Source organism: Salinicoccus kekensis, assembly GCF_900220995.1.
GTDB classification, from domain to species: Bacteria; Bacillota; Bacilli; order Staphylococcales; family Salinicoccaceae; genus Lacicoccus; species Lacicoccus kekensis.
This window is the reverse complement of the sequence record NZ_OBQF01000003.1, coordinates 20,177-42,859: the sequence shown is the minus strand read 5'-3', so window position 1 is coordinate 42,859 and position 22,683 is coordinate 20,177. Positions and strand designations below refer to the sequence as shown.

The 22,683-nt window shown below is 48.6% G+C and carries 21 protein-coding genes; 8 read left to right on the top strand and 13 right to left on the bottom strand.

Annotation, left to right across the window (positions count from 1 at the left end; translation table 11 throughout):
- Positions 1 to 13: 13 nt before the first annotated feature.
- A complete protein-coding gene (locus tag CRN96_RS06745) occupies positions 14 to 922 on the bottom strand; it encodes a cation diffusion facilitator family transporter (RefSeq protein WP_097040460.1) in 909 nt (302 codons plus the stop codon).
- A gap of 167 nt (positions 923 to 1,089) precedes the next feature.
- On the opposite strand from CRN96_RS06745, the gene CRN96_RS06740 reads away from it, so the two are divergent.
- The 4 genes from CRN96_RS06740 to CRN96_RS06725 all read left to right on the top strand — a co-directional run bounded on the left by CRN96_RS06740 (position 1,090) and on the right by CRN96_RS06725 (position 5,428).
- Positions 1,090 to 1,785, top strand: coding sequence for a cyclase family protein (locus CRN96_RS06740; RefSeq protein WP_097040458.1), 696 nt, complete (start codon positions 1,090 to 1,092; stop codon positions 1,783 to 1,785).
- A gap of 163 nt (positions 1,786 to 1,948) precedes the next feature.
- Positions 1,949 to 2,971 carry a TAXI family TRAP transporter solute-binding subunit gene (locus CRN96_RS06735; RefSeq protein ID WP_097040456.1) on the top strand — a complete coding sequence of 341 codons (1,023 nt, stop codon included), beginning with the start codon at positions 1,949 to 1,951 and terminating at the stop codon, positions 2,969 to 2,971.
- Entirely contained in the window at positions 2,961 to 3,440 is a 480-nt protein-coding gene (locus CRN96_RS06730; protein ID WP_179647141.1) for a DUF1850 domain-containing protein, read from the top strand. Before CRN96_RS06735 ends, CRN96_RS06730 begins: the two co-directional genes overlap by 11 nt.
- Positions 3,437 to 5,428, top strand: coding sequence for a TRAP transporter permease (locus CRN96_RS06725; RefSeq protein WP_097040452.1), 1,992 nt, complete (start codon positions 3,437 to 3,439; stop codon positions 5,426 to 5,428). Before CRN96_RS06730 ends, CRN96_RS06725 begins: the two co-directional genes overlap by 4 nt.
- A gap of 105 nt (positions 5,429 to 5,533) precedes the next feature.
- Here CRN96_RS06725 and CRN96_RS13480 read toward each other — a convergent pair whose 3' ends face one another.
- From CRN96_RS13480 to CRN96_RS06690, 7 genes are all read right to left on the bottom strand, one after another.
- Positions 5,534 to 5,917, bottom strand: coding sequence for a DUF378 domain-containing protein (locus tag CRN96_RS13480; protein WP_097040450.1), 384 nt, complete (start codon positions 5,915 to 5,917; stop codon positions 5,534 to 5,536).
- 285 nt (positions 5,918 to 6,202) lie between these two features.
- On the bottom strand, positions 6,203 to 6,784 hold the full coding sequence (locus CRN96_RS06715; protein ID WP_097040448.1) for a helix-hairpin-helix domain-containing protein: 582 nt from the start codon (positions 6,782 to 6,784) through the stop codon (positions 6,203 to 6,205).
- Between the two features lie 141 nt (positions 6,785 to 6,925).
- On the bottom strand, positions 6,926 to 8,188 hold the full coding sequence (locus CRN96_RS06710) for an acyl-CoA thioesterase/bile acid-CoA:amino acid N-acyltransferase family protein (protein WP_179647140.1): 1,263 nt from the start codon (positions 8,186 to 8,188) through the stop codon (positions 6,926 to 6,928).
- Positions 8,189 to 8,380: 192 nt separating this feature from the next.
- Positions 8,381 to 8,803: a group I truncated hemoglobin gene (locus tag CRN96_RS06705; RefSeq protein ID WP_097040444.1), complete on the bottom strand. Its 423-nt coding sequence runs from the start codon at positions 8,801 to 8,803 to the stop codon at positions 8,381 to 8,383.
- 171 nt (positions 8,804 to 8,974) lie between these two features.
- On the bottom strand, positions 8,975 to 10,933 hold the full coding sequence (locus CRN96_RS06700; protein WP_425442530.1) for a TRAP transporter permease: 1,959 nt from the start codon (positions 10,931 to 10,933) through the stop codon (positions 8,975 to 8,977).
- Between the two features lie 109 nt (positions 10,934 to 11,042).
- On the bottom strand, positions 11,043 to 11,561 hold the full coding sequence (locus CRN96_RS06695; protein WP_097040443.1) for a DUF1850 domain-containing protein: 519 nt from the start codon (positions 11,559 to 11,561) through the stop codon (positions 11,043 to 11,045).
- Between the two features lie 90 nt (positions 11,562 to 11,651).
- The gene (locus CRN96_RS06690; RefSeq protein WP_097040441.1) at positions 11,652 to 12,728 is read right to left on the bottom strand and encodes a TAXI family TRAP transporter solute-binding subunit; all 1,077 of its coding nucleotides are present in this window, start codon (positions 12,726 to 12,728) and stop codon (positions 11,652 to 11,654) included.
- A 484-nt stretch (positions 12,729 to 13,212) separates the two neighbouring features.
- On the opposite strand from CRN96_RS06690, the gene CRN96_RS06685 reads away from it, so the two are divergent.
- On the top strand, positions 13,213 to 13,956 hold the full coding sequence (locus CRN96_RS06685) for an aggregation-promoting factor C-terminal-like domain-containing protein (protein WP_097040439.1): 744 nt from the start codon (positions 13,213 to 13,215) through the stop codon (positions 13,954 to 13,956).
- 71 nt (positions 13,957 to 14,027) lie between these two features.
- Here CRN96_RS06685 and mqo read toward each other — a convergent pair whose 3' ends face one another.
- The 4 genes from mqo to CRN96_RS06665 all read right to left on the bottom strand — a co-directional run bounded on the left by mqo (position 14,028) and on the right by CRN96_RS06665 (position 18,696).
- Positions 14,028 to 15,512, bottom strand: a complete 1,485-nt coding sequence (mqo, locus tag CRN96_RS06680) for a malate dehydrogenase (quinone) (protein ID WP_097041021.1) — start codon at positions 15,510 to 15,512, stop codon at positions 14,028 to 14,030.
- A gap of 17 nt (positions 15,513 to 15,529) precedes the next feature.
- On the bottom strand, positions 15,530 to 17,284 hold the full coding sequence (locus CRN96_RS06675; RefSeq protein ID WP_097040437.1) for an L-lactate permease: 1,755 nt from the start codon (positions 17,282 to 17,284) through the stop codon (positions 15,530 to 15,532).
- Positions 17,285 to 17,435: 151 nt separating this feature from the next.
- Positions 17,436 to 18,125: a FadR/GntR family transcriptional regulator gene (locus CRN96_RS06670; protein ID WP_097040435.1), complete on the bottom strand. Its 690-nt coding sequence runs from the start codon at positions 18,123 to 18,125 to the stop codon at positions 17,436 to 17,438.
- 31 nt (positions 18,126 to 18,156) lie between these two features.
- Entirely contained in the window at positions 18,157 to 18,696 is a 540-nt protein-coding gene (locus tag CRN96_RS06665; RefSeq protein ID WP_097040434.1) for a recombinase family protein, read from the bottom strand.
- Between the two features lie 130 nt (positions 18,697 to 18,826).
- On the opposite strand from CRN96_RS06665, the gene CRN96_RS06660 reads away from it, so the two are divergent.
- The 3 genes from CRN96_RS06660 (at position 18,827) to CRN96_RS06650 (ending at position 21,253) form a co-directional block, all read left to right on the top strand.
- On the top strand, positions 18,827 to 20,278 hold the full coding sequence (locus CRN96_RS06660) for a SulP family inorganic anion transporter (protein WP_097040432.1): 1,452 nt from the start codon (positions 18,827 to 18,829) through the stop codon (positions 20,276 to 20,278).
- Between the two features lie 15 nt (positions 20,279 to 20,293).
- Positions 20,294 to 20,698: a universal stress protein gene (locus tag CRN96_RS06655; RefSeq protein ID WP_097040430.1), complete on the top strand. Its 405-nt coding sequence runs from the start codon at positions 20,294 to 20,296 to the stop codon at positions 20,696 to 20,698.
- Between the two features lie 186 nt (positions 20,699 to 20,884).
- Positions 20,885 to 21,253 carry a hypothetical protein gene (locus tag CRN96_RS06650; RefSeq protein WP_097040428.1) on the top strand — a complete coding sequence of 123 codons (369 nt, stop codon included), beginning with the start codon at positions 20,885 to 20,887 and terminating at the stop codon, positions 21,251 to 21,253.
- Between the two features lie 63 nt (positions 21,254 to 21,316).
- Here the strand turns inward: CRN96_RS06650 and CRN96_RS06645 are convergent, their stop codons facing one another.
- Entirely contained in the window at positions 21,317 to 22,678 is a 1,362-nt protein-coding gene (locus CRN96_RS06645; protein ID WP_097040426.1) for an MBL fold metallo-hydrolase, read from the bottom strand.
- Positions 22,679 to 22,683: the final 5 nt, after the last annotated feature.

Genomic DNA, 22,683 nt, shown 5'->3' with positions numbered 1-22,683 from the left:
TTCCCCCGTCCTTTTAACTTTCCGTCTCATCAAAGTCATATGGGTTCACATGGACGTTGACGTCCCTCACGATATCGTGTTTCCTGATCAGCTGCTGCTTCACATTCCTGCCGATCCTGTGGCCGTCCTCCACAGTGATGGATGCATCCACCGATATTTTAATGTCGACGATGACATAGGACCCGTGGGAGCGTGCACTCAGTGCATCAACCTGCACCACTTTGTCGACGGACATCGCCGTATCCATCAGACCTGCAGCCTCCCGTTCGTTCAGGACCACTTCCAAAGTCATGCTCACGGCTTCCTTGGCGAGCTGGAAACCCATGTACATGATGATGACCGCGATCACTGCACCTGCGATCGGATCGAAAAATTCGAGGTACGGTATATCGTAACGGGCCCCGATGAGCGTGAGGCCGACGCCGACGAGCGCGACGGCAGATGAAATCGCATCCGAACGGTGATGCCATGCATCTGCGATGAGGGCCGGGCTGTTGATCCTGGTCCCCAGCCGGAATTTATACTGGAAGAGTATTTCTTTGACGATCAGTGAAAAAATGATGATATAAAGCACGATCATCGACGTGACCTCATTCGTCGTATCCGACCATATTGATGAGATGGAGTTGTACATGATCTCAAAGCCGACGACGACAAGCAGTATCGCAACGATCAATGTTGCGACATTTTCAGATTTCCCGTGCCCGTACGGATGCTCCTGATCTGGCGGCTTCTGCGCGGCCCTCACACCGATGTAGACGGCGATCGAGCTCACCACATCCGATGCGGAATGGGCGGCATCTGCGACCAGTGCCCGGCTGTTGCCCAAAATTCCGCCGATCCCCTTCACTACCGCCAGGATGAGGTTTACTATGATCCCTATTATTGTTGCCCGCTGCGCTTCCTTATACCTGTTGGTCATTTATATAACTTCCTTTACAGAGCATATTTCCCCGTCATCTGAATCATATCTTACAAATCCTCTTTCACTTCATTTTAACATCATACTTCCATGAGGTTCCAATCCGTTTAACAAAAAGTATGATGAAAGGTATAATCAGGTTAAATTCAAAAAAAGGGGAATGGATGATGTCAGTAAAATATGTTGATTTGGGCTACCCGATTTATGAAGGAATGCCAGTCTTTCCGGGGCTGCCGGAAGTGAAAGTCGAACTGAAGGAAAATCTGGAAGCGGGGGACCACTGGAATGGCAGTGTGCTCACCACCTACCTGCATGCGGGCACCCATGTGGATGCACCCTTCCACCATTTCAGCGGGGAGAACCTCGGCATCGACAGCATACCTGCGGAAAATTTCGTCTATGACAGACCGCTGATGCTTGATGTGCCTGCACAAAAGAAAAATGACATGATTACGATAGAACAGCTTGAAGCATACGGTGATTCGCTGCACGAAGCGGACATCCTGATATTCAACACCCACTCGTATAAGAAGCGGGATGCCGACTTTGAAGCCTATGCCGATGGTTTCAGCACAGTCAGCCCGGAAGCGGCGGAATATATCCGGGAGAAGCTTCCGAACGTCAAAGCAGTGGCCATAGATACTTTGAGCATTGAAAACATCCCCATCGGCAAGACCAACAACTTCAGGACCCATAAGGCATTTCTCGATCCTGAAAAGCCCAACGGCACCATACTGATCTATGAGGATGTCAATCTCGCACCGATCGTCGGGCAGTCGATCAGGCAGATATACTGTACACCTCTCAGGATCGTCGGACGGGATGCCAGCATATGCAACCCGGTCGCCATCATAGAAGAATGAGTAAGATTAATCCAGCGGACCACGCTCCAGTCAGGGCGTGGTTTTTTATTTTATCTCCATGCTCCATTATTTGAAATAAAAAGATAATTTAAAAAGTTAGCGTTTTCATTTAGTAGAACCTCTGCTATAATTTGACTTACAAACCTAAAGGGAGCTGAAACTCATGATTTTCAAAAAATATCTGGCTTTAATTCTCGGCGCAACGCTGTTCCTGGCTGCATGCGGAGACGACGGGGGCGGCGAATCAGCAGAGGAACCGGCTGAAGAGGAACCGGCTGAAGAAGGAGAAGAATCTTCAGAAGAAGGTGACGGCGGCTCTGCAGAGCTTGAAACAAATATAGTGACCATTGCGACCGGCGGATCATCAGGACCTTACAACATCATTGCAACAACGCTGGCTGACGGATACAGCAGTGAATTCGGCGTGAACTCCAGAACTGAAACGACGGGGGCTTCTGCAGAAAACCTGAACCTCATGGCTCAGGAAAGTGTGGAAATGGCATTCGTCATGAGTGATGCACTCGTACAGGCAGTGAACGGCGAAGAAACATTCACCGAGCCGATCGAGAATGTACAGCAGATGGCGGCACTCTATCCTAACTTCGTACAGCTCATCACGACTGAAGGCGCAGGCATTGAAAGTGTCGAAGACCTTGCAGGCAAACGCGTCGCGGTCGGAGACCAGAACTCGGGCGTTGAAATCGCCACACGTTCTGTGCTGGATGCACACGACATGTCATATGACGATATCGATGTGGATTACCTGGGTTACGCAGAAGCTGCAGAAGCCATGAGGGGCGGCCAGCTCGATGCGGCATTCCTGACAAGCGGCCTGCCGAACGCTTCTGTAATGGAGCTTGAAAACTCTGTCGACTTGAAGATTGTACCGATCGAACCTGAAGTGGTGGAAGGCATGGAAGAGGATTACTTCACTTCACTCGACATCCCTGAAGATACTTACGGTAACGAAGAGGCGGTGCCGACCGTTGCCATCATGAATGCACTGGTCGTAAGATCCGACCTCAGCGAAGATGATGTCTACAACCTCACGAAATATATGTTTGAAAACCTGGAGTCTCTTGAGAACTCACACCAGGCAGCATCAGATATCAGTATTGAAAACTCAATGGATAATATGGTCATAGATGTTCATCCGGGAGCACAGCGCTTCTACGATGAGCAATAAGAAATTATGGGTGGCCTCGGGGAGCATTATTACAGTGCTCCTCTTATTTTTCCTTTGGCCGAGATCTGCACTGGTCATTGAGGCGGAAGGTCATACTCCGGTGTGTTTAAAGCCGGAAACATTCGAGCTGCATTGGATCCATTCCATTGAACATGAGGAATGGTATGAAGTGTATGAGGTGAAAGGTGATGATCTTCTGCTCACCAGAACCTACTTCAAGACTTTTGGGGCTGGCGTGCCGACAGATTCGGAGACACCGCCTGAAATTACAGACGAGGGTTTCGTCGAGTTCACGGTGAACGTCACTTATCCTGAATTGAATGTGAACGTTTCGGAAAATGTGGAGACCAGGATCGTCCAGGATGATCACGATCATTTACTTTACGAAATGTATGAACCAAACACTTCAGTGAACATCAGCGTCGGCAACAAATCAGTATTGTGCAATTCACAGGGGGGATTAATATGACAAAGGAGCCACAGGTGGCGCCTGATACCCAGGAAGTCCTGGAGAAATATGATAGAGATGCCACCACAAGGCAATTCGACAGTAAGACCATTTTTTGGATCGTCACCATCATTGCCGTATTATATTCTGTATTTCATCTCTATATGGTATTCAATCCGATGCCGGCACTGCAGCAGCGTTCCATCCATGTTGCAGTCGGCCTCGCATTGATTTATATGCTCTATCCGATGTTCAAAAGTCAGGACCGTACAAAACTGCCTCTCTTCGACTGGTTGCTCGCGGGCCTGAGCTTATTCACCGCAGGCTACATACTCGTCGAATATCAGGCCATCGTCACTGAACGGGGCGGTATACCGAACAACGTGGATATCGCGGTGGCAATATTGGCAGTCCTGCTGATACTTGAAGCGGCGAGAAGAGTGACGGGATTGATTCTTCCCATCCTGGCACTCATATTTTTAGCATATCCGTTCTTCAGCCACATGGATTTCCTGCCGAATATGATGCTCACCAGACCTTACAGTGTAGGGGACATATTCGGGCAGTTGTATCTGAGTACTGAAGGCCTATATTCGACAGCGATTGCGGCCTCGGTCAACTTCATATTCCTGTTCATACTATTTGGAGCTTTTCTCCAAAAATCGGGCATGGGTCAGTTCTTCAACGACCTTGCCATGGCCCTCGCCGGGGCGAATAAAGGCGGCCCTGCAAAAGTTGCTGTCGTATCCAGCGGATTCATGGGGAGCATCAACGGGGCGGCTGTTGCAAACGTAGTCAGCACCGGCGCCTTTACGATTCCCCTCATGAAAAAAGTGGGGTACCACCGGAACTTTGCAGGTGCGGTGGAAGCCAGTGCCTCCGTCGGCGGGCAGATACTGCCGCCGATCATGGGCGCCAGTGCATTCATCATGGCAGAGACCACAGGGATCAACTACGGTGTGATTGCTCTTGCAGCCGTCCTTCCGGCAATCCTGTATTACTTCGCCGTGATCATGCAGGTCCATTACCGGGCAGGCAAGCGTGATTTGAAAGGTATCCCGCGGGCCGACCTGCCAAGGATTAAAGAAGTCCTTAAAGACAGGGGACATCTGCTCATCCCGATCATAGGGCTGATCATCATGCTCTTCATGAACATGCCCATCCCAAGAGCGGCAATTTATACGATTCTGTTGACGATCATCGTCGCCACACTCAGGAAAACAACCCGTATGTCACTCCGGGAGATATTCGATGCCATGGCAAACGGTGCACAGCAGGCACTCGCGGTCATGATCGCCTGTGCGGTGGTCGGTATCATCATCGGCGTTGTTTCCCTGACAGGATTCGGTGCTGTAATGACATCTGCAATCGCAAATATCGGTGCAGGTTCACTCTTCCTTACGCTGTTCTTCACGATGATTGCATCGATGGTCCTCGGTATGGGGCTCCCGTCGATTCCGGCTTATATCATTACAGCGACGATGGCGGCACCAGCATTGGCTGAATTCGGCATACCGGTGCTGCTTGCACATATGTTCGTATTCTACTTCGGCATATTCGCAAACGTCACACCTCCGGTCGCACTCGCAGCCTTCGCCGGCGCGGGCATATCGGGCGGTGATCCGATGCGGACCGGCTTCCAGGCACTTAAATTATCCATAGCAGGCTTCCTCATCCCGTTCATATTCATTTACGAACCGGCACTGCTCATGGTGGACGTGGAAGGGCTTGCTACAAATGCGAGGGAATACCCGCTCGCAAGCTTCTTTGATATCGCCCTGGTCGTCCTGACGACACTCATAGGACTGACTGCGCTGTCAGCAGGGCTTGAAGGATTCTTCAAGACGCACGTAGGTGTAGTCTCCAGAATCATCCTCATAGCTGCGGCCGTCCTTTCAGTCGTGCCGGAACCATTCACCGATGTTGCAGGCGTCGCAATCATAATCATTGTCCTCCTGCTGAACTATATGAAATGGAAGCGGCAGGATGCACCAGCGACGACGTCATGACTGTGGATAACCGTGTAAATATGTAAAAGAAAAAAGTATCAGGCGATAGTTTTTCATCGCCTGATACTTTTTCTTTTGGTCTTATCCATTTTTCAAGAATCGCGATTATCTTTCTGAACGATTTCTTGGATTGTTCGGATCATCCGGGTTATTAGGGTCTCCGGCTCTGTCCGTACCGCTCACCGAATCATTTACGTTTGGATCTTTAACTCTGCCGTCAGCGTCGCGTCCGTCAGTGCGGGCTGATGAATCCGTCCCGGCAGTTGCAGTCGCTGCACGCGGTTCCTCATATTGATCATTGATGTGCTTGAAGAACTTAAGTGAATACAACGCTGCAAGACCAACTAAGATGTAAACGATCTTGGAGAGAATGGCATCCTGTCCTCCAAATAACGAAGCAACAAGATCAAATTCAAACAAGCCGACAAGCAGCCAGTTCAAACCACCGATGATGACAAGCGCCAAAGCAATCATGTCTGCTACTTTCATGCTATTCCTCCTTAAAAATTTATGCTAGTCCACTTGTTCCCTCCTTGAATTAATATAAACGTAAAATGCATGGATTTAATGGAAATACCGTAAAGGATGTGAAGGCAACCTTTGAAGATAATTAATGGATCGACCTGTTTTCTGTAAGTTTCACTACAATCACATACGTCCTTTTCTGTAACGCCATGCGTTACCTCTTAAAATGCATGATACTGGGATTCAAAGATTTTCTATAACACTGAAATAACGCATATACAATTGGTCGTGAGGCTGTTAATCATGCTATTATCTGACTTCAAAGAAGGTGACTTGATCTATCAAAGCGTCCTTCTTATGGCTTTTAAACTCGATGAACCATGCTAAATCGATGCTCTCACCTTTTGTTGTTACAGCCGAACCGTAGGCTGCGCCTTCTTTGCCGTGGGTGATGATTGATTTCAAATCCAGCATGCTTATATCGTGCTTTTCTTTCAAAAGATGTTGATGAATTTCTTGCATCCCCTGTAATTCCTGAGCGGGGAGTATATTAAGACTCATGTCTTCATCACAGGTCATCACAAATCCATATTTATTTCCTTCCACATATGAAATTGCAAAGTCCCTGATGATTTCCCTCTTCGGTGCGTTGTTGCAGTCCAGACTGCCGAAGACGATGAAACCGGGAGTGAAGGGGAGGGGCTCATGTTTTCTGAACGCCAGGCCTTCTCTTTCCAATTCAACCTCCAGTGTACTGATGGCTTTAGGGCCGATGCCATGAACCCGGGATAAGCTTTCCTTATCCACACGACTGAGCTGCTCCAGGGATGTAACGCCGATATTCTTCAATGCATTTGCTGCCGGCTTACCTATACGGGGAAGTGATGTCATTGTATCCCTCCTCTTATCGATCAATAATACTGACCTATATGTATCTAATGATAATTACCCGGGAAATATCCTTCTTATACCGAGTCCGGCCAAAAGTTTAAAAAACAGTGATTTCATTTGATATTGAAATCACTGTTTCTTTTAATTATTCCGCTCCAGGAAGCCCAGGATCTCTTCCAGGGATTCTTCCGCTGCATATGCATTCTCCCGTTTGGTCCCGCCGAAATCTATGATCATCCCATCCACATTCATAAGAACATTGGCAGGCATCTGATTAAAGCTGTATGGAAAAGAGTTGAAGTGGCCTGCACCGGGATAATACAGGTAACGGTCAGCCTTATTGTCCCTTTCCTTTTTTATTTCCCTGCTGAAAGATGTTGATGGCCACAGTTTGTCCTCACCGCCTGAAATGATGAGCAGCGGTGCTTCGATTCCGGATACATCGATTTTATGATCAGCCGCTTTTTTGCCGCTCAGTGATTTCTTCCATACATCGAGGAAATAAAATGGACGTTTCTTAATATAGTTTCTTATAGTGGAAAACATGAAGCTCACTGGAAATTTCATTTTTAAATAGGGAAGTGCTTCACCGTCCAGCGTCCACCCGGACACGGGGGCAAAAATACCGCCTTTCATGCCTGAAGTGGCATAGTTCGAACCTGCACCGGCAATGATGGTCTGATATGAATTGAATGTCTCTCCAAGCAGTAACGCAAGCTCTGCACCTTTGGAGTAGCCTATCAGATTCACTTTGGCATCGCTTTTTTCATGATTTGATAAATACCCGGCAGCTTGTTTGAAGTAATTCAGATCGACGTTTTCCAAATGTTCATTTAATCCTTCGTCATTGAAGTAGGACAGGGAGAGTACCAGATAGCCTTTGCCTGCAAGATAAGCTGCGGCATGGGCCGTGTTGCCGCCATCCGATCCGCCGAGTATCATGACTGAAGGATAAGTGCCTTGCTCTGACGGAGAATATAAATTACCTTTCAGTTCAGGGGGCTCTATCTCGAGTGCCTCAATCCCTTCACCCTTAAACTGCAGCGTCACTTTTTCTGCAGCCAGTATTTCGTCATCGCCGGTGACATAGATCGTCGCTTCCATGTCTTCATCCGTTTTTTTAATAAAGTAATCATCCTGCCTGGTGTCTTTCCTGACCATAGACCAGAACAGCCCGGTTCCATCTGCATGCTCGTATGTGCCGTTGAGTGGTTTTGCAGTATCCAAATCTATTCTGCCGCTCTTATCAGATATGAATTCTGCGCAGGAACGGAACATCTTACCATCTTCATCTGCAAGTTCCATGCTTATCCTGACCTGCTGCTCCGGTTCCGAAGTCAGCACATTAATATTTATCGCTTCATCTACCATCAATTTATTTTTATCGAGTATAATTTCAGCCATATTTTCACCTGCTGTCATAATTTCTGTATCACTGCATTATACTTCGCCTTGATTAAATTTTCATGAATAATGGGTGAAAATCACAGGAAATTTACTGGCTCATCATGGAATCCAAAAACACTTCCCGCACCAGGATCGACAGGGGAAGTGTTACTTGTATGACAGGGGAAGTGTTACTTGTATGATGAGGGATCATTTGATCGTGCCGCTGATCACTTCTTCTTTATGTGCCGCAAAAGCCGTCAGCACTTCATTTTTCTCATTTTCAGGCACATCGAAATGATCGAGCGTATCGGCGAGGACTTTGCCTGCTGCGTCAAATTCTTCTTCAGTCAGCTTCATATCATAGTGTGTCGGCTCCAGATCCAGGGAATCATCATTCGGTTCTGTGCTCACATAACGATATGGTCCACCTGCTTTTTCGCAAACCCACAGGGTCGTCAGTACTTTAAATCCAGGCTCGCGCCATCTTCTGTTACTGTACCAATCTCTGAGGAAAGGATTATCGGACTGTTCCCCGGCAACGGGGTCTTTCGCCAGTCCTTCGGCAAAATGTTCCACCACCGCTGCAATGCTGTAAATACCGCCTAAACGTTCATACAATGACTTCTCCATCATACACGGCTCCTTTCATGTTCTTATTCATCGAAAGCCATCACCTGCGACATGAAATATTACACCTTATGAATAATTGTATCATATGAATTTTCTCTTATCAATTTGCCAGTAAAAAACCCATGCTCAAGCTTTAATCCGCTTGAACATGGGAAGTCTTCAAATTTTACATCATGACTGGCTCGCAGCCTGTTCTTTTTTATTTTTACCGAACGTCGGCCCGCCTTTGATGACGAACTGCAGGACGATCAACAGGACGAATATCGGGATGCCGATGACATCGGAAGGTGTACCCGGATACATGAGGAAAATCCCTGTCAGAAATGCAATGATCCTGACGTACCATGGTATTTTTCTGTACCAGTAGCCGACCATGCTTGCACCTATCGCATTCATTCCCATCAATGCTGTAAGTATTATGAATGACACTTCCCAGACGGTCGTATCAATCATCAGAATCTGCGGCTGGAGGACGAACATATAAGGTATGATGAATGCGGCTATTGCAAGTTTGACCGCGTTCCCTCCAGTCCGCATCGGTTCCCCTCCGGAAATACCGGTTGCGGCGAACGCTGCGAGGGCGACCGGCGGGGTGATGTCTGCGACGATACCGAAGTAAAATACGAACATATGCGCTGCAAGCACCGGCACCGCGACATCCAACTGGTCATTCAGTGCCAGGATCGCCGGCAGTGCAATCGTCGAAGTGATGATGTAGTTAGCCGTCGTCGGTGATCCCATACCCAGGATGATGGAGGCGATCATCGTGAACACAAGTGTCAAGATCAACTGCATCTCAACATTGAACGAAAGCGTACCTGCGATATCGACCAGCATATTTCCGAATTTCAATCCGAGCCCGGTCCTCGTCACAACACCGACGATGATCCCTGCACAGGCAGTGGCTGCCGCCACTCCAAGTGCTGTACGCGCACCTGATGTAAGGGCGATGATGAACCTGCTGAAGTTAATCCTTGTATCTTTACGGAAGAGGCTGACAAGTATCGTGATCGCTATACCGTAGAGTGCCGTCCTTTCGATACTGAACCCCTGGAAGAGCAGCCAGACGATGGCTACAATCGGCAGAAGCAGATGTATTTTCTTCAATACTTCCTTTTTCGGCGGAAGCTGATCCGCCGGAAGGCCAAGCAGGCCAATCCGTTTGGCTTCGAAATGGGTCACTATCCAGATACCGGTGAAGTACAGAAGGGCAGGGATGGTCGCAGCTTTTGCGATATCCCAGTAGCTCTCACCGGCAAACTCGATCATCAGGAACGCTGCCGCACCCATGATCGGCGGCATAAGCTGGCCGCCGGTGGAGGAAGCCGCCTCAACGGCCCCTGCAAAGTTTTTATGATAGCCGAGCCGCTTCATCATCGGAATCGTGTAGGAACCCGTCGTCACCGTATTGGCCACTGAACTCCCCGAAATCGTTCCATTCAGGGCACTCGAGAAGATGGCCACTTTTGCCGGCCCTCCGGTCCTTTTCCCGGCAATCGCCAAAGCAAGATCATTGAAATACGAGCCGACCCCCGTCTGGACAAGGAATGCCCCAAACAGGAGGAACAGGAAAATGTAGGTTGAAGATACCGCAAGCGGCGTACCGAGGATACCTTCAGTGGTGAAGAACATTGACGTGACCAGCTGGTTCAGGCTGAGGCCCCTGTGTGCCAGAGCCCCCGGCATATACGGCCCAAAATATGCATAAATGAGGAAGGCAGCTGCCACAATGACGATCGGCAGCCCGACAGCCCTTCTTGAACCTTCCAGCACAAGCAGGATGGCAATGCTCCCGATGACAAGCTGTGCATCGGTGGATCCGCCAATTTGCTGGACTATGGTATCGTAATAGACCGGCCAGTATCCACATACGATGATGGAAAGGATGGCAAGGAGGTAGTCATACCAGGCGACCTTACCTTTAGGGCCGCCCCTTCTTGCCGGGAACAGCATGAAAATCAACACGAGGGCAAAACCCAGGTGGACCGTACGCTGTACATAAGCTGTATATTGGCCGAACATTCCCGTATAGATTTGAAATAATGAGAATGCAATAAGTATGATAAAGACAGTTTTTCCAATGATACCGGTGAGATCCCTCGTGTTGGATTCCGCATCATATTTCTCCATCAACTTGGCCTGTTCTTCCTGGGAAAGCTCTTCTCCCCCGGCCATTTTTTCTTCTATTCTCTCATTCTCCCGCTCCAGGTCTTTCTGTTCTTCCTGCTGTTTCTTTGAATCACTCATGGATTCTCACCCCTTGTATCATTTGCCATAATGATAATTCGTCTACTTTTATAGTGAACCATGCGCCCGGTTCAAAGTAGTTGTTGAACTCTGTAATATACTCATGCTCCGGTCCCCAGACCAGTCTGTGTTCAGAAACGGCCTTTCCGTTCCTCAACTTGATTTCCGGAAAGACGTTGTTCATATTCGTGATATGGTATCTGCCGTTTTCAGAATGGAATTCTTCTTCCCCCTGTGCATTGGAGGGCATACCGATCCCAAATTCCTCATAAATCATTTCATATTGCTGTATATGCTGATTATCCAAAACGACATATTTTTCCACCACATCGGTCAGATGGATGGAGTGGGTGAAGATGATCTGAAAAGTTTCCTGATTCTCCAATGGGAGATAAGCCTCTATCTCAGTAGTGTTCTCTTTATAAAATACAAGAGACTGTTTTACAGGAACGAACAATATCAACAGGACGACAAGTGTCAGAACCATCATTAAGATTAAAACTTTTTTCATAAAAATACCTCTTAACAAACGGATTGACCGGAAGTCATCCATTTGAAGCAAGATTGACTGCCGGTCATATATCCGTAATTTTTATGAATCTTATTCTGATTCCACACCCTGCTCATCAAAGTATCTCTGTGCACCCGGATGGACATCAATGCCGATTCCATCCAATGCAGTGTCCACTGTGATGTCCGCAGCTCTCGCATGCGCCATGGATTCTGCGTTTTCATAAATCGCAGCGGTGATGTCATAAACCACATCTTCAGAAAGGCTGTCCGTCACAGCGATCATTGCACCTACTGCGACTGTAGTGACATCCTCTTCGATGCCATATGTGCCTGATTCAACCATATCTTCGGTATAGAATGGGTATTCCGCCATCAATTCTTCAATCTTATCCTGTTCAACAGGGAGAATCTTCACATCTACTGTCGCTGACAATTCTTCCACCGCACCTGTCGGTGTACCGCCTGTGATGATCGCGGCATCAATGTTTCCATCCTGGATACCACCGGTGGATTCACCGAAATCAAGGTTTTGAGCATCAATATCATCCATTGTCAGACCATGAATCTCCAAAATCTGCTCTGCGTTATAGAATGTACCTGAACCTGGAGCACCGACTGAAACACTCATGCCTTCAAGATCTTCAATCGTTTCTATTCCGGAATCAACCGTCGTGACGATTTGGACAGTTTCCGGATAAAGTGCACCAAGTGCCATCACATTATCGACAGGGTCGCCTTCAAATGCGCCGACACCGTCAACAGCCTGAGCAATCGTATCCGTTTGGACCATGCCCAGTTCCGCTTCACCGTTCTGCAGATCGATTATGTTGTCAGCAGAAGCGTTTGAAGAAAGTGCATCCGTCTGGATACCTGTTTCGTCAGAGATATTGGACGCCATTTCTCCGCCCAGCGGGTAGTAAGTACCACTTGTACCGCCTGTGAGCAATGTCAGGAAGTCAGGTGTTTCCCCTTCAGCTTCCCCTCCGTCATCCGTCGTTTCCTCTGCGCCATCTTCCTCAGTTCCATTTTCTTCAGTCGTCTCCTCTTCGGTGCCGGTATCTTCTTCGGCGCCTTCATCACCGGTATCCCCGCCGTTGCCGCAGGCAGCAAGCACGAGTACGAATACCAGGAAAGCAGACAACAACCAAAACTTGTTCAACTTCATAATTATATCCCCCTTTTTTGTTCTTAATTGAAATTTTATCCCTGTTTCAAAAAATTGTCAATACTCTGTAAATTTGTTGTCTCGCCATTTTTAGCTTCCTATGACACTGCATGCAGACCAGAGAGCATTGACAGACACATGCAAATCAAATCCCGCACTCCATTATTGAATGCGCTTACATATGATTATACTGGATGCGCATATGAAGTTACAACAGAATTTTAAAGATTTTCATCAAAAGCATCTATAGTGTGCATTTGAAGTATAGGTTGGGGTGTTAAGAGCTTTTAAAGATTTACATTACATCCGCATTACAGTACATGACGTCATTTGTAACCTCGTTATCACCGGACTGTAACCTGCCGGGCGTCATAACATGTTACATTGGGTCATGTCCTGGAAATACAGGACCGGAAGAAAACATCTATCTCAAAGGTTTGAACCATCAATTTGGAGATAAATCATGTTTTGGAGGAATTTAATTATGAAAAAAACAATACTCACTACAACACTGGCTCTTGGCCTGGGCATCGGCGGCTTTACAGCAGCGGATAACGCAGAAGCTTCAGAGCACAATATAAATAAACAGGATCTTGCTGAAATGGCGCAGTCGCATTCAAGCGAACTTGACAATGCACCGCTTCACGAAGGCGAGTATCACTATAATTTCAACTTGAACAATGTCGATTATGACTTCAAATCCGACGGTGTCAACTATACTTGGGCATACGGCAACAGCGGCACTGCACAACCTGAAGCTGCAGAACAGCCTGCAGAGCAGGTGACTGAAGCACCGGTCCAGGAAGAACAGCCTGCACCACAGGTGACTGAAACTGCTGTCCAGCAGGAACAGCCTGCACAGGAAGCCGTTGAAACGACGCAGGAAGCACCACAGGTTGAAGAGGCACAGGAAGCACCGGCACAAACTGTGCAGCAGACTGAACAGGACAGCCAGCCTGCAGCACCGGCAGCGAGCGGCTCAACCAAGGCACAGTTCCTTGAAGCGGGCGGTACTGAAGCAATGTGGGAAAACATCGTCATGCCTGAATCAAGCGGCAATCCGGATGCAGTCAACGAACTTGGCTACAGAGGCCTTGGACAGACTAAAGAATCATGGGGCACCGGCTCTGTTGCAGAACAGACATCCGGCATGCTCAACTATGCTGAAGAGCGCTACGGTTCTGTCGAAGCAGCAATGGAATTCCGCAACGCAAATAACTGGTGGTAAGATCCACATGAAATAAACCCGTATCGTCCGGACTTTTCCGGATGATACGGGTTTTCTTATATCTTATAGATTCATTGATCGAGATTCAGATCCCCGGCAGTCGATTTCCGGATCTGTTCCAATAATGAGCTGTCCTCAATTAAAGAATGGCCGTAGGAAGGGATGATTTCCTGTATCCTTGGCGTCCATTTTCCAATCTGGTCCGGGAAGCTCCTTTCAAAGACTTCAAGAGCCGTCGAGACCGATACTGAGGCACCCGGAGACTCCCCGAGCAGTGCGATGACGGTGTTGTCTTCCGAATGGACGACTTCCGTGCCGAACTGGATGTAGCCGCGGCCGTGTTCTTCGGTATCCTTGATGACCTGCACCCGTTTCCCTGCCACATGGAGATCCCAGTCCTCATCTTTTGCATCGGGCACGAATTTACGGAGCTCTTTCATACGGTCCTCCTTATCCATCATGACCTGCTGGATGGAGTATTTGACCAGCGGCAGATTTTTCGCCCCGGCGGACAACAGCGTCAATACGTTATTGGACTTGATCGATTTGAACAGGTCCGTATTGGAGCCTGCCTTCAGGAACTTCGGTCCGATCGCTGCGAAAGGGCCGAATAAAAGACTCGTCTTATCCTCCAGATACCTTCTGTCCAGATGGGGGACGGTCATCGGCGGTGTGCCTTTTGGCTCCTTTCCATAAACTTTGGCGTCATGACGGTCGACGACTTCAGGATTGTTGCACACCAGGAACGTGCCGCTGATCGGAAAACCGCCGAGCTGTCTGCTTTCCGGTATGCCCGTCTTCTGCAGGAGCGGGATGGCGTGGCCGCCTGCGCCGATGAAGATATGGTCCGCCACATGGTACTCGATGCTGCCATCTCCAAGATTGCGCACTTTCACTTCCCACTGTGAATTTTCCCTCTGCCTGAAATCAACCACTTCATGGCGGTAATGGACTTCGGCATTCTTATGATCGCTTATGTCTTTGATCATCTTCCGGGTCAGTTCACCGAAGTTCACATCGGTGCCCCCGTCCATCCTGCTTGCAGCAACGCGTTCGTCCGGTGCACGCCCTTCCATCATGAGCGGCATCCATTCTGCAAGTTTCGCGTGGTCCTCCGAATATTCCATTCCCGCAAACATCGGCAGGGGGGAGAGTGCTTCATAGCGTTTCTTCAGGAAATTCACATTATCCTCCCCGTATACGAAACTGATATGGGGAAGGGGACGGATGAACGATTCCGGATCATCGATGCGTCCGTTCCTCACCAGGTGTGACCAGAATTGAAGTGACACCTCAAATTGTTCATTGATCTCCTTCGCCTTTTCGATGTCCACAGAGCCGTCCGGCTGCTCGACCGTATAGTTCAGTTCACAGAGCGCTGCATGACCCGTGCCGGCATTGTTCTGGCCGTGCGAACTTTCCATGGCCGGCGAATCCAGCCGTTCAAATAATTTAATATTCCAGTCGGGCTCGATTTCCTTCAGGAATGAGCCGAATGTCGCACTCATGATGCCTGCACCGATCAATATGACTTTTTTCGAATCCGTATTATTCATATTCAGTCTTCCTTCCATTAGAGCATTTCTTTATTTTCCCTTAAGTTTTTATAAGAATAAAGTATCCCGCTGATGATTGTGATGAGGATTGCCGCGATGATGAGGGAACCGACGTTGAAGCTGACGCCGTTGATCCATACATAACCGATCGCCCCGGCGAAAATGATGTAGAATGCCGTCGGTATCAGCAGCTTGGCGATGATGGAACCCTCTTTGCCGATCAGGCCGACAGCAGCACTCGCCGCCACCACATTGTGTACACAGATCATATTGCCTGCTGCGCCGCCGACCGCCTGGAGCGAGACGATGACGAGCGGGCTTACATTGATCTGGTCGGCCACGCCGAACTGGAACAGTCCGAACATCATGTTGCTGACCGTGTTGCTGCCTGCTGCAAAAGCACCGAGCGCGCCGATTGCAGGAGCGACCAGCGGCCAGCCGTCACCGAATAATGTTGCGGCCGCATGGGCAAGGACCAATGGCATCGATTCATAACCAGCCTCGTTGATCCCCGAATTGATGAAGACCTGGACGAGCGGCACCGATACGATGAGGGCGGCCATGGCTGAAAGGATCGTCTTCCAGGATACTTTGAATGCACTGCCCATACTTTTGAAATCCACATTGTGGAGAAAGCCGGTTGCAACGGCGACCAGGATGAATACTACCCCCGGGATCATCAACGGAGATAAGCTGTGTGTGATTCCGGTGCCCAATATATCATCAAACGTCACCTGCCATGCAGATACGATTGCCTTCAGGCCGAGTGCTTCGATCCTGGTTACGACCAGCAGCAGTGCCACAAGGACGTAGGGCAGCCATGCTTTCATCATCGATATGTTCCGGGAGGCCGCCGCTTCACTTTTAATGTCACTGAACCATGACTCGGGCCATTTGTCCTGCGATTGGAACTCGAACGTCTCCTTCGGCATCAGAAAGCCTTTTCTGGCAAGCGGGATGACGATCACCATGCCCACGAGCCCTCCAATCAGAGACGGGAATTCCGGCCCGAGGAAGTTTGCCGTCAGCGAGTAGGGCACCACAAACGCAAGGCCCGCAAAGATCGCAAACGGCCATACTGCGAGACCCTCCATGAAGCTTTTGTTCTTCCCGAAGAACCGCGTCAGCATGGCTGACATGAAGAGCGGGATGAACAGTCCGACCATCGCATGGAATATGGACACTTGGGCACCGACATCAAAGATGAAGGTGGAGAGTTCAATCCCTCCGCTGCTCAAGTGTTCATTCACCACCGGCTGGTTTTCAAGGCTCGTATTGACGCCGACCAGTATCGGTGTGCCCACTGCACCGTAGGATACCGGAGTGGACTGCAGCATGAGTGCGATGATGACGGCTGCAAGCGCCGGGAAACCAAGTGCGATCAAAAGCGGCCCGACAATGGTCGCAGGTGCGCCCCATCCTGCCGCACCTTCCAAAAATGTTCCGAACAGCCATGCAACGATGATCGCCTGGACCCGCCGGTCAGGTGAGATGCTCGTGAATGAAGACCGGATGGTGTCGACGGCACCGCTCACTTTCATCATGTTGAGCAGGAGCACTGCACCAAATACTATGACGCCGACTTCAAGGGCGGTCATCACACCTTTGAAAGAGGCTGCTGCGATTTCAATGACGCCCATCTGCCAGCCGAAGAAGGCGATCAGGACCGTGATGATGAAACTGTAAAGCATCCCTTTCTTTGCTGGCCACCTCAGGATGACCAGGAAGAAAAAGATCGATAAGATCGGCAAAAGACTCAAAAGCACGAGCATGAAATTTCCCCCTTTGTTTCACATGACATCTAGTCATCAGATGACTAAAGATATAACGACAGTATATGTAAACGCTTTCTCATTGTCAAGGGGTTTTGAAAGGATTCACGAATCTTAAGCCAACTATAAAAAGAAGAGGCCGATGGCCTCTTCAATAATGCTTCAATAATAATTCCTCCACGCCGAGGAGATGGTCGTACATATGGCCGGCAGCCGCTTCATCACTGCCGGCTCTGATTGCTTCGTAAATCAGCTTATGCTCATTATGGATCTTCTCGATGGATTTGTGGCCTTCATAGAGCCAGATCCGCCGTGTTTCCTTCATCGTGCGGATCATCGTTTCCGAAACGTCTTCAAGCAGGCTGACCAGGAGGGGGTTTCCCGTCGATTCGGCTATGCTGATATGGAATTCATAATCCGCCTGCTCGCCGAGCTCATTATTTTCAAGCGCCGTCGGCATTTTATCAAGGGCCTCTTTTATTTTTCCGAGTCCTGCCTCATCCACTTTCCGGGCCGCGGCCCTTGCGCATCCCACTTCAATGATTTTCCTCAGTTCCAGCAGATTTTCTATATCCGCACGTGTGATGATTTCAAAATTCTGTTCAAAACCGAGCGGCATCTTCTGTTTGATGAATGAACCCTGGCCATGCTTCACCTCAATGACATCCATCACACGCAGGCTGTTCAAAGCTTCCCTGACGGAGGCTGATGATACTTGATGCGTCTTGGCCATGTCAGTGATGGAAGGCAGCCGGTCACCCGGCTCCAGCTCACCCGATTTTATATCTTCCAGTATGATATCGACAATTTCCTCGTATATCTTCTTTCTCTTAATGCTCATCCGATCACTTCCGATAGTCTTGATATGGTCTTCAACTTTCCAGGTGCCTGTAGAGTGTCGCTCTGCTGATGTTCGTCTTCTCTTTGATTTCGTCGAGCGTATACTGCTTCGACATATACATTTCGACGGCTTTCTTTATATTGTCGTCGCTGCGTCTCGGTCTCCCCATCTTTTTGCCGTCCTTGATCGCCTTGCTCACTCCGAGCTGTGTCCTGAACTTTACGACATCGCTTTGAAAGTTGGAGATCTCATTCAGGATTTTCTGGAAATTATATCGGGTTCCCTCATCAACCAGGATACCTGGATTAAGGATGTGGATTTTCACCGGCTTGCTGATGCATGTATCGATGATGTCGACGAGATGCTTCGTCGAATCCGCGAGGACACAAAAGTCGGTGACAAATAATTCATCGCCGTCCTCCAGTGTATCCAGCAGCTCCTCAAGCGCCGTCCTCTTTTTATTGTCGGCATGTGCTTCAATGAACAGATGCCCGGCATATTCAAGGATTTTTTTCTTCTGACCTTCAGTTTCATCATATAATTCAACAGGTCTTATGTATCCGTATTTCATCGGAAGGCCTCCAGTCTTTACAATATTATAACATGACACCATCATGTTTTTCTCAAAAAGGGGTATACATATGAAACTTTTCTGATATAATGACTTTAGTTAATTCATAGATTAGGAAGTGTTTTAGTTTATGGTAGAAAAATTCAAAAGGGAATGGCTGACCGATCCCGGGACCAATATAATGGCCGGACTCGTCGTGGCACTCGCCCTGATTCCGGAAGCCATCGCCTTCTCGATCATTGCAGGGGTCGATCCGATGGTCGGACTGTATGCTTCATTCCTTATCGCAGTGATCATCTCGTTCGTCGGCGGACGCCCGGCCATGATTTCTGCAGCGACAGGGGCGATTGCACTCCTCGTAGTACCGCTGGTCAGTGAATACGGTGTCGATTATCTGCTCGCCGCCACGATACTGATGGGTGTCATCCAGATCATACTCGGCATACTCAAAGTCGGGAAGCTGATGAAATTCATCCCAAACTCTGTCATGATCGGTTTCGTCAATGCACTGGCCATCATGATCTTCATGTCCCAGCTTGAACATATTTTCGGCATCTCGATAGATACATATATCTACCTTATCGCCACATTGTTGATTTTATATATATTGCCGCGTTTCTTCAAGAAGATTCCGGCACCGCTGATCGCGATTGTAGTGCTGACCGGCATCTATATCGCTTTTGGATCCAATGTAGGGACGGTGGGCGACCTCGGCACGATCGAACGGTCTCTTCCGAGCTTCTTCATCCCGGATGTGCCGTTCACCATGGAAACACTTATGATCATACTGCCTTTTTCATTATCCATGGCGGTCGTGGGACTCGTCGAGACTTTGTTGACTGCACGCATCGTCGATAATGCAACTGACACTTACAGCAGTAAGAACAGGGAATCCCGCGGACAGGGCATCGCGAACTTCATTACAGGTTTCTTCGGCGGCATGGGCGGTTGTGCAATGATCGGCCAGTCGGTCATCAACGTGAGATCCGGTGCAACCACCAGGCTGTCAACATTCACAGCCGGCGTCGTATTGATGTTCATGATCATCGTCCTCGGGAATTGGGTTGTCCAAATCCCTATGCCGATCTTAGCCGGCATCATGGTCATGGTCTCCATCGGCACATTCGACTGGGGTTCTTTCAGGTTCATGGCAAAAGCGCCGAGAACGGATGCCTTCGTCATGGTGCTCACGGTGCTCATCGTCCTCGTGACGGACAACCTCGCCATCGGCGTCATCGCCGGTGTCATATTCAGTGCATTATTCTTTGCGACGAAAATTTCAAAAGTGGATGTACACTTTGAAGAGACGGCCGATGCAATCACACTACGCTTCATCGGACAGATTTTCTTCGCTTCCATTGATACGACGATTGAACAGATCGAGTTCAAAAAGTATGATAAAGATATACACCTCGATTTTGGGGGCGCCCATCTATGGGATGACTCGGCAGTCGATGCAGTCGACACCATCGTCAGGAAGTTCGAAGAAAAAGGGAACGCCGTTTATATCAGCCGGATGAATACGGACAGCAGGAAAATCGTCAAAGAACTCGGCCAGCTCAATGAACAGCACCTCACATAAAGGAGGAAGATGAATATGTATCAGTCAATTTTACTTGCAGCAGATGGTTCGGCCAACAGTTACAGGGCGGCACAGCAGACGCTGAACTTCATCGGGGAGGGCACCACGGTGACTATCCTCCATGTCGTCGATGCGGAGGATTCAAAGGATGAAGTGCTTCACGGGGAAGGCAGCACCTTCAACAGGAAGGCGAAACTCTCCGACATCATCGCCCTTTATGATGAAAATGATGTCTCGTACGATATAAAGTTCGAGCATGGCACACCGGCACCAACGGTCGTCGATTTCGCAAATGCAGGCAGCTATGGTGTCGTCGTACTCGGCAGCAGGGGGTTGAACACCCTTCAGGAGATGGTCATGGGCAGTGTCAGCCATAAAGTCGCAAAGCGCGTAAACGCCCCCGTGATGATCGTCAAATGATGATATAAAAAACATCCATGAATATTATGGATGTTTTTTATTGCAGCTGATTCAGGCACAATCGGCCTCATATTCATATAAAACGTCATACTTCGTTCATAAAAAAATGCATGCTTTTCCTGAAGTTTATACTCGAATGATATATCATTTGAAGTAAGGAACTTTAAGCATATTAGAGGTGTTTTGTTGTTAGCCATATTATTATTCATAATCACATCCGCCGGACTTTATCTGCTCGCAGCCGGAGTCAGGAAATCGATCAATAAGGAAGATCCATTTTTCCATTACTTATACAGTACAATCGTCCTTATACTGGCAATCACTTTTTATATTTATATTGCTTACAGCGACTTTTTGTCATCCATCTCAAACATTGAAGATGTCACTTTTCAATTCATGGCGCTCTGGCTCATCAGCAGCCTGATTGCTGCAGTCTTTTTGATCAGGAATGCTGTTTCAAAAAGATCAGTCGTCATTCCCGGAGTGGTCACTGGAATCGCTTCTTCGATGTTTCTCATGGTGCTGACATTATATATATCCATGGTGTTACTTTAAACACACTAAAGAGGAACTTCTAGAAGTTCCTCTTTTTCATTCAATATGTGACGGGAATCCCCATCAGTTCATTGCTTTTTTGATGCCCGCATAGCCTTTATCTATATTGACGACATTGTCATAACCGCGTGCTTTGAGTGCACTCATTGCGATGGCCGACCGTACACCGGACTGGCAGTGGACATGGATCGTGTCGTCTTTCTCGAAGGGCAATTCTTTTTCATCGAGATGTCCAAAGTGGATATGATGGGCGTTGTCCAGATTGCCTGCCTCATATTCGGACCGTGCCCGGACGTCAAGGACCTTCCTATCCTCATAATCCTGGACGAAGTCTTCAATGGAGACATTTTCATATGAATCATCGGAATACCTGTCCGCTTCCTCTTCAGGCACGATCAGCTTGAGGTTGTCGAAACCGATCGATGCGAGGTCTTTCTGCAGCCGCCCGCTGTCTTCGGGATTTGCGATGACCGTCATCGGCTGATCATAATCCACATACCATCCTGCAAATTGAAGGAATTTATCATTGTACGGGATGTTGATGGCGCCTTTTTTGAATCCTTTTTTGAATGCTTCCTTGCTCCTGAGATCGAACACCTGGCCCGGCAGTTCATCCGGTGTGCCGACTTCAACTTCCTTCACCTTGAATTCAGGCAGGCCTTCCTTATTGACCTTCTTCATCTGCGCAAAGTAGCTGGGCGGTTCAGGCTGGTCACTCGTCAATTCCCTGCTGAATGCATCTTTATCCTCATATTCAAAGACCCAGTTGTTCCTGAATTCATATCCAAGGGTGGATAACGGGACTGCGCCGAGTGACTTCCCGCATGCGCTGCCCGCACCGTGCCCCGGCCATACCTGCAGAAATTCAGGATGATCTTTCATTTTCTTAAGGGATTCGAACATCGCCTCGGCACCTTCTTCCGTCGTGCCTTCCATTTTGGCCGCTTCCTCGAGCAGATCCGGACGGCCGATGTCGCCGACGAAGAGGAAATCGCCTGTGAAGATGCCCATCGGTTCATCACTCCCGGCGCCGCGGTCGGTCAGCATGAAAGAGATGCTTTCAGGCGTATGTCCGGGCGTATGGATGACTTTGAGTTCGACGTTACCGACATTGATGATGTCCCCGTCCTCCAGATGGACGGTGTCTTCCGGCATGTTCTCATACTGCCAGTCATCACCGCCTTCACTGGATACATAAGCCGTGGCGCCGAAGCGTTTTGCCGCATCACGGAGTCCCGATGCGAAGTCGGCATGAATATGCGTCTCGGTGACATGGGTGATATTGAAGCCTTCCGCTTCCGCCGTTTCCGCGTATTCTTCAAGGACGCGTTTCGGGTCGATGATGATTGCTTCCTTCGTCTTCTGACAGGCGGCCATGTAGGAATTCTGTGCGAGTTTCTTATCAAAGAATTGTTTAAAGAACATTTGAA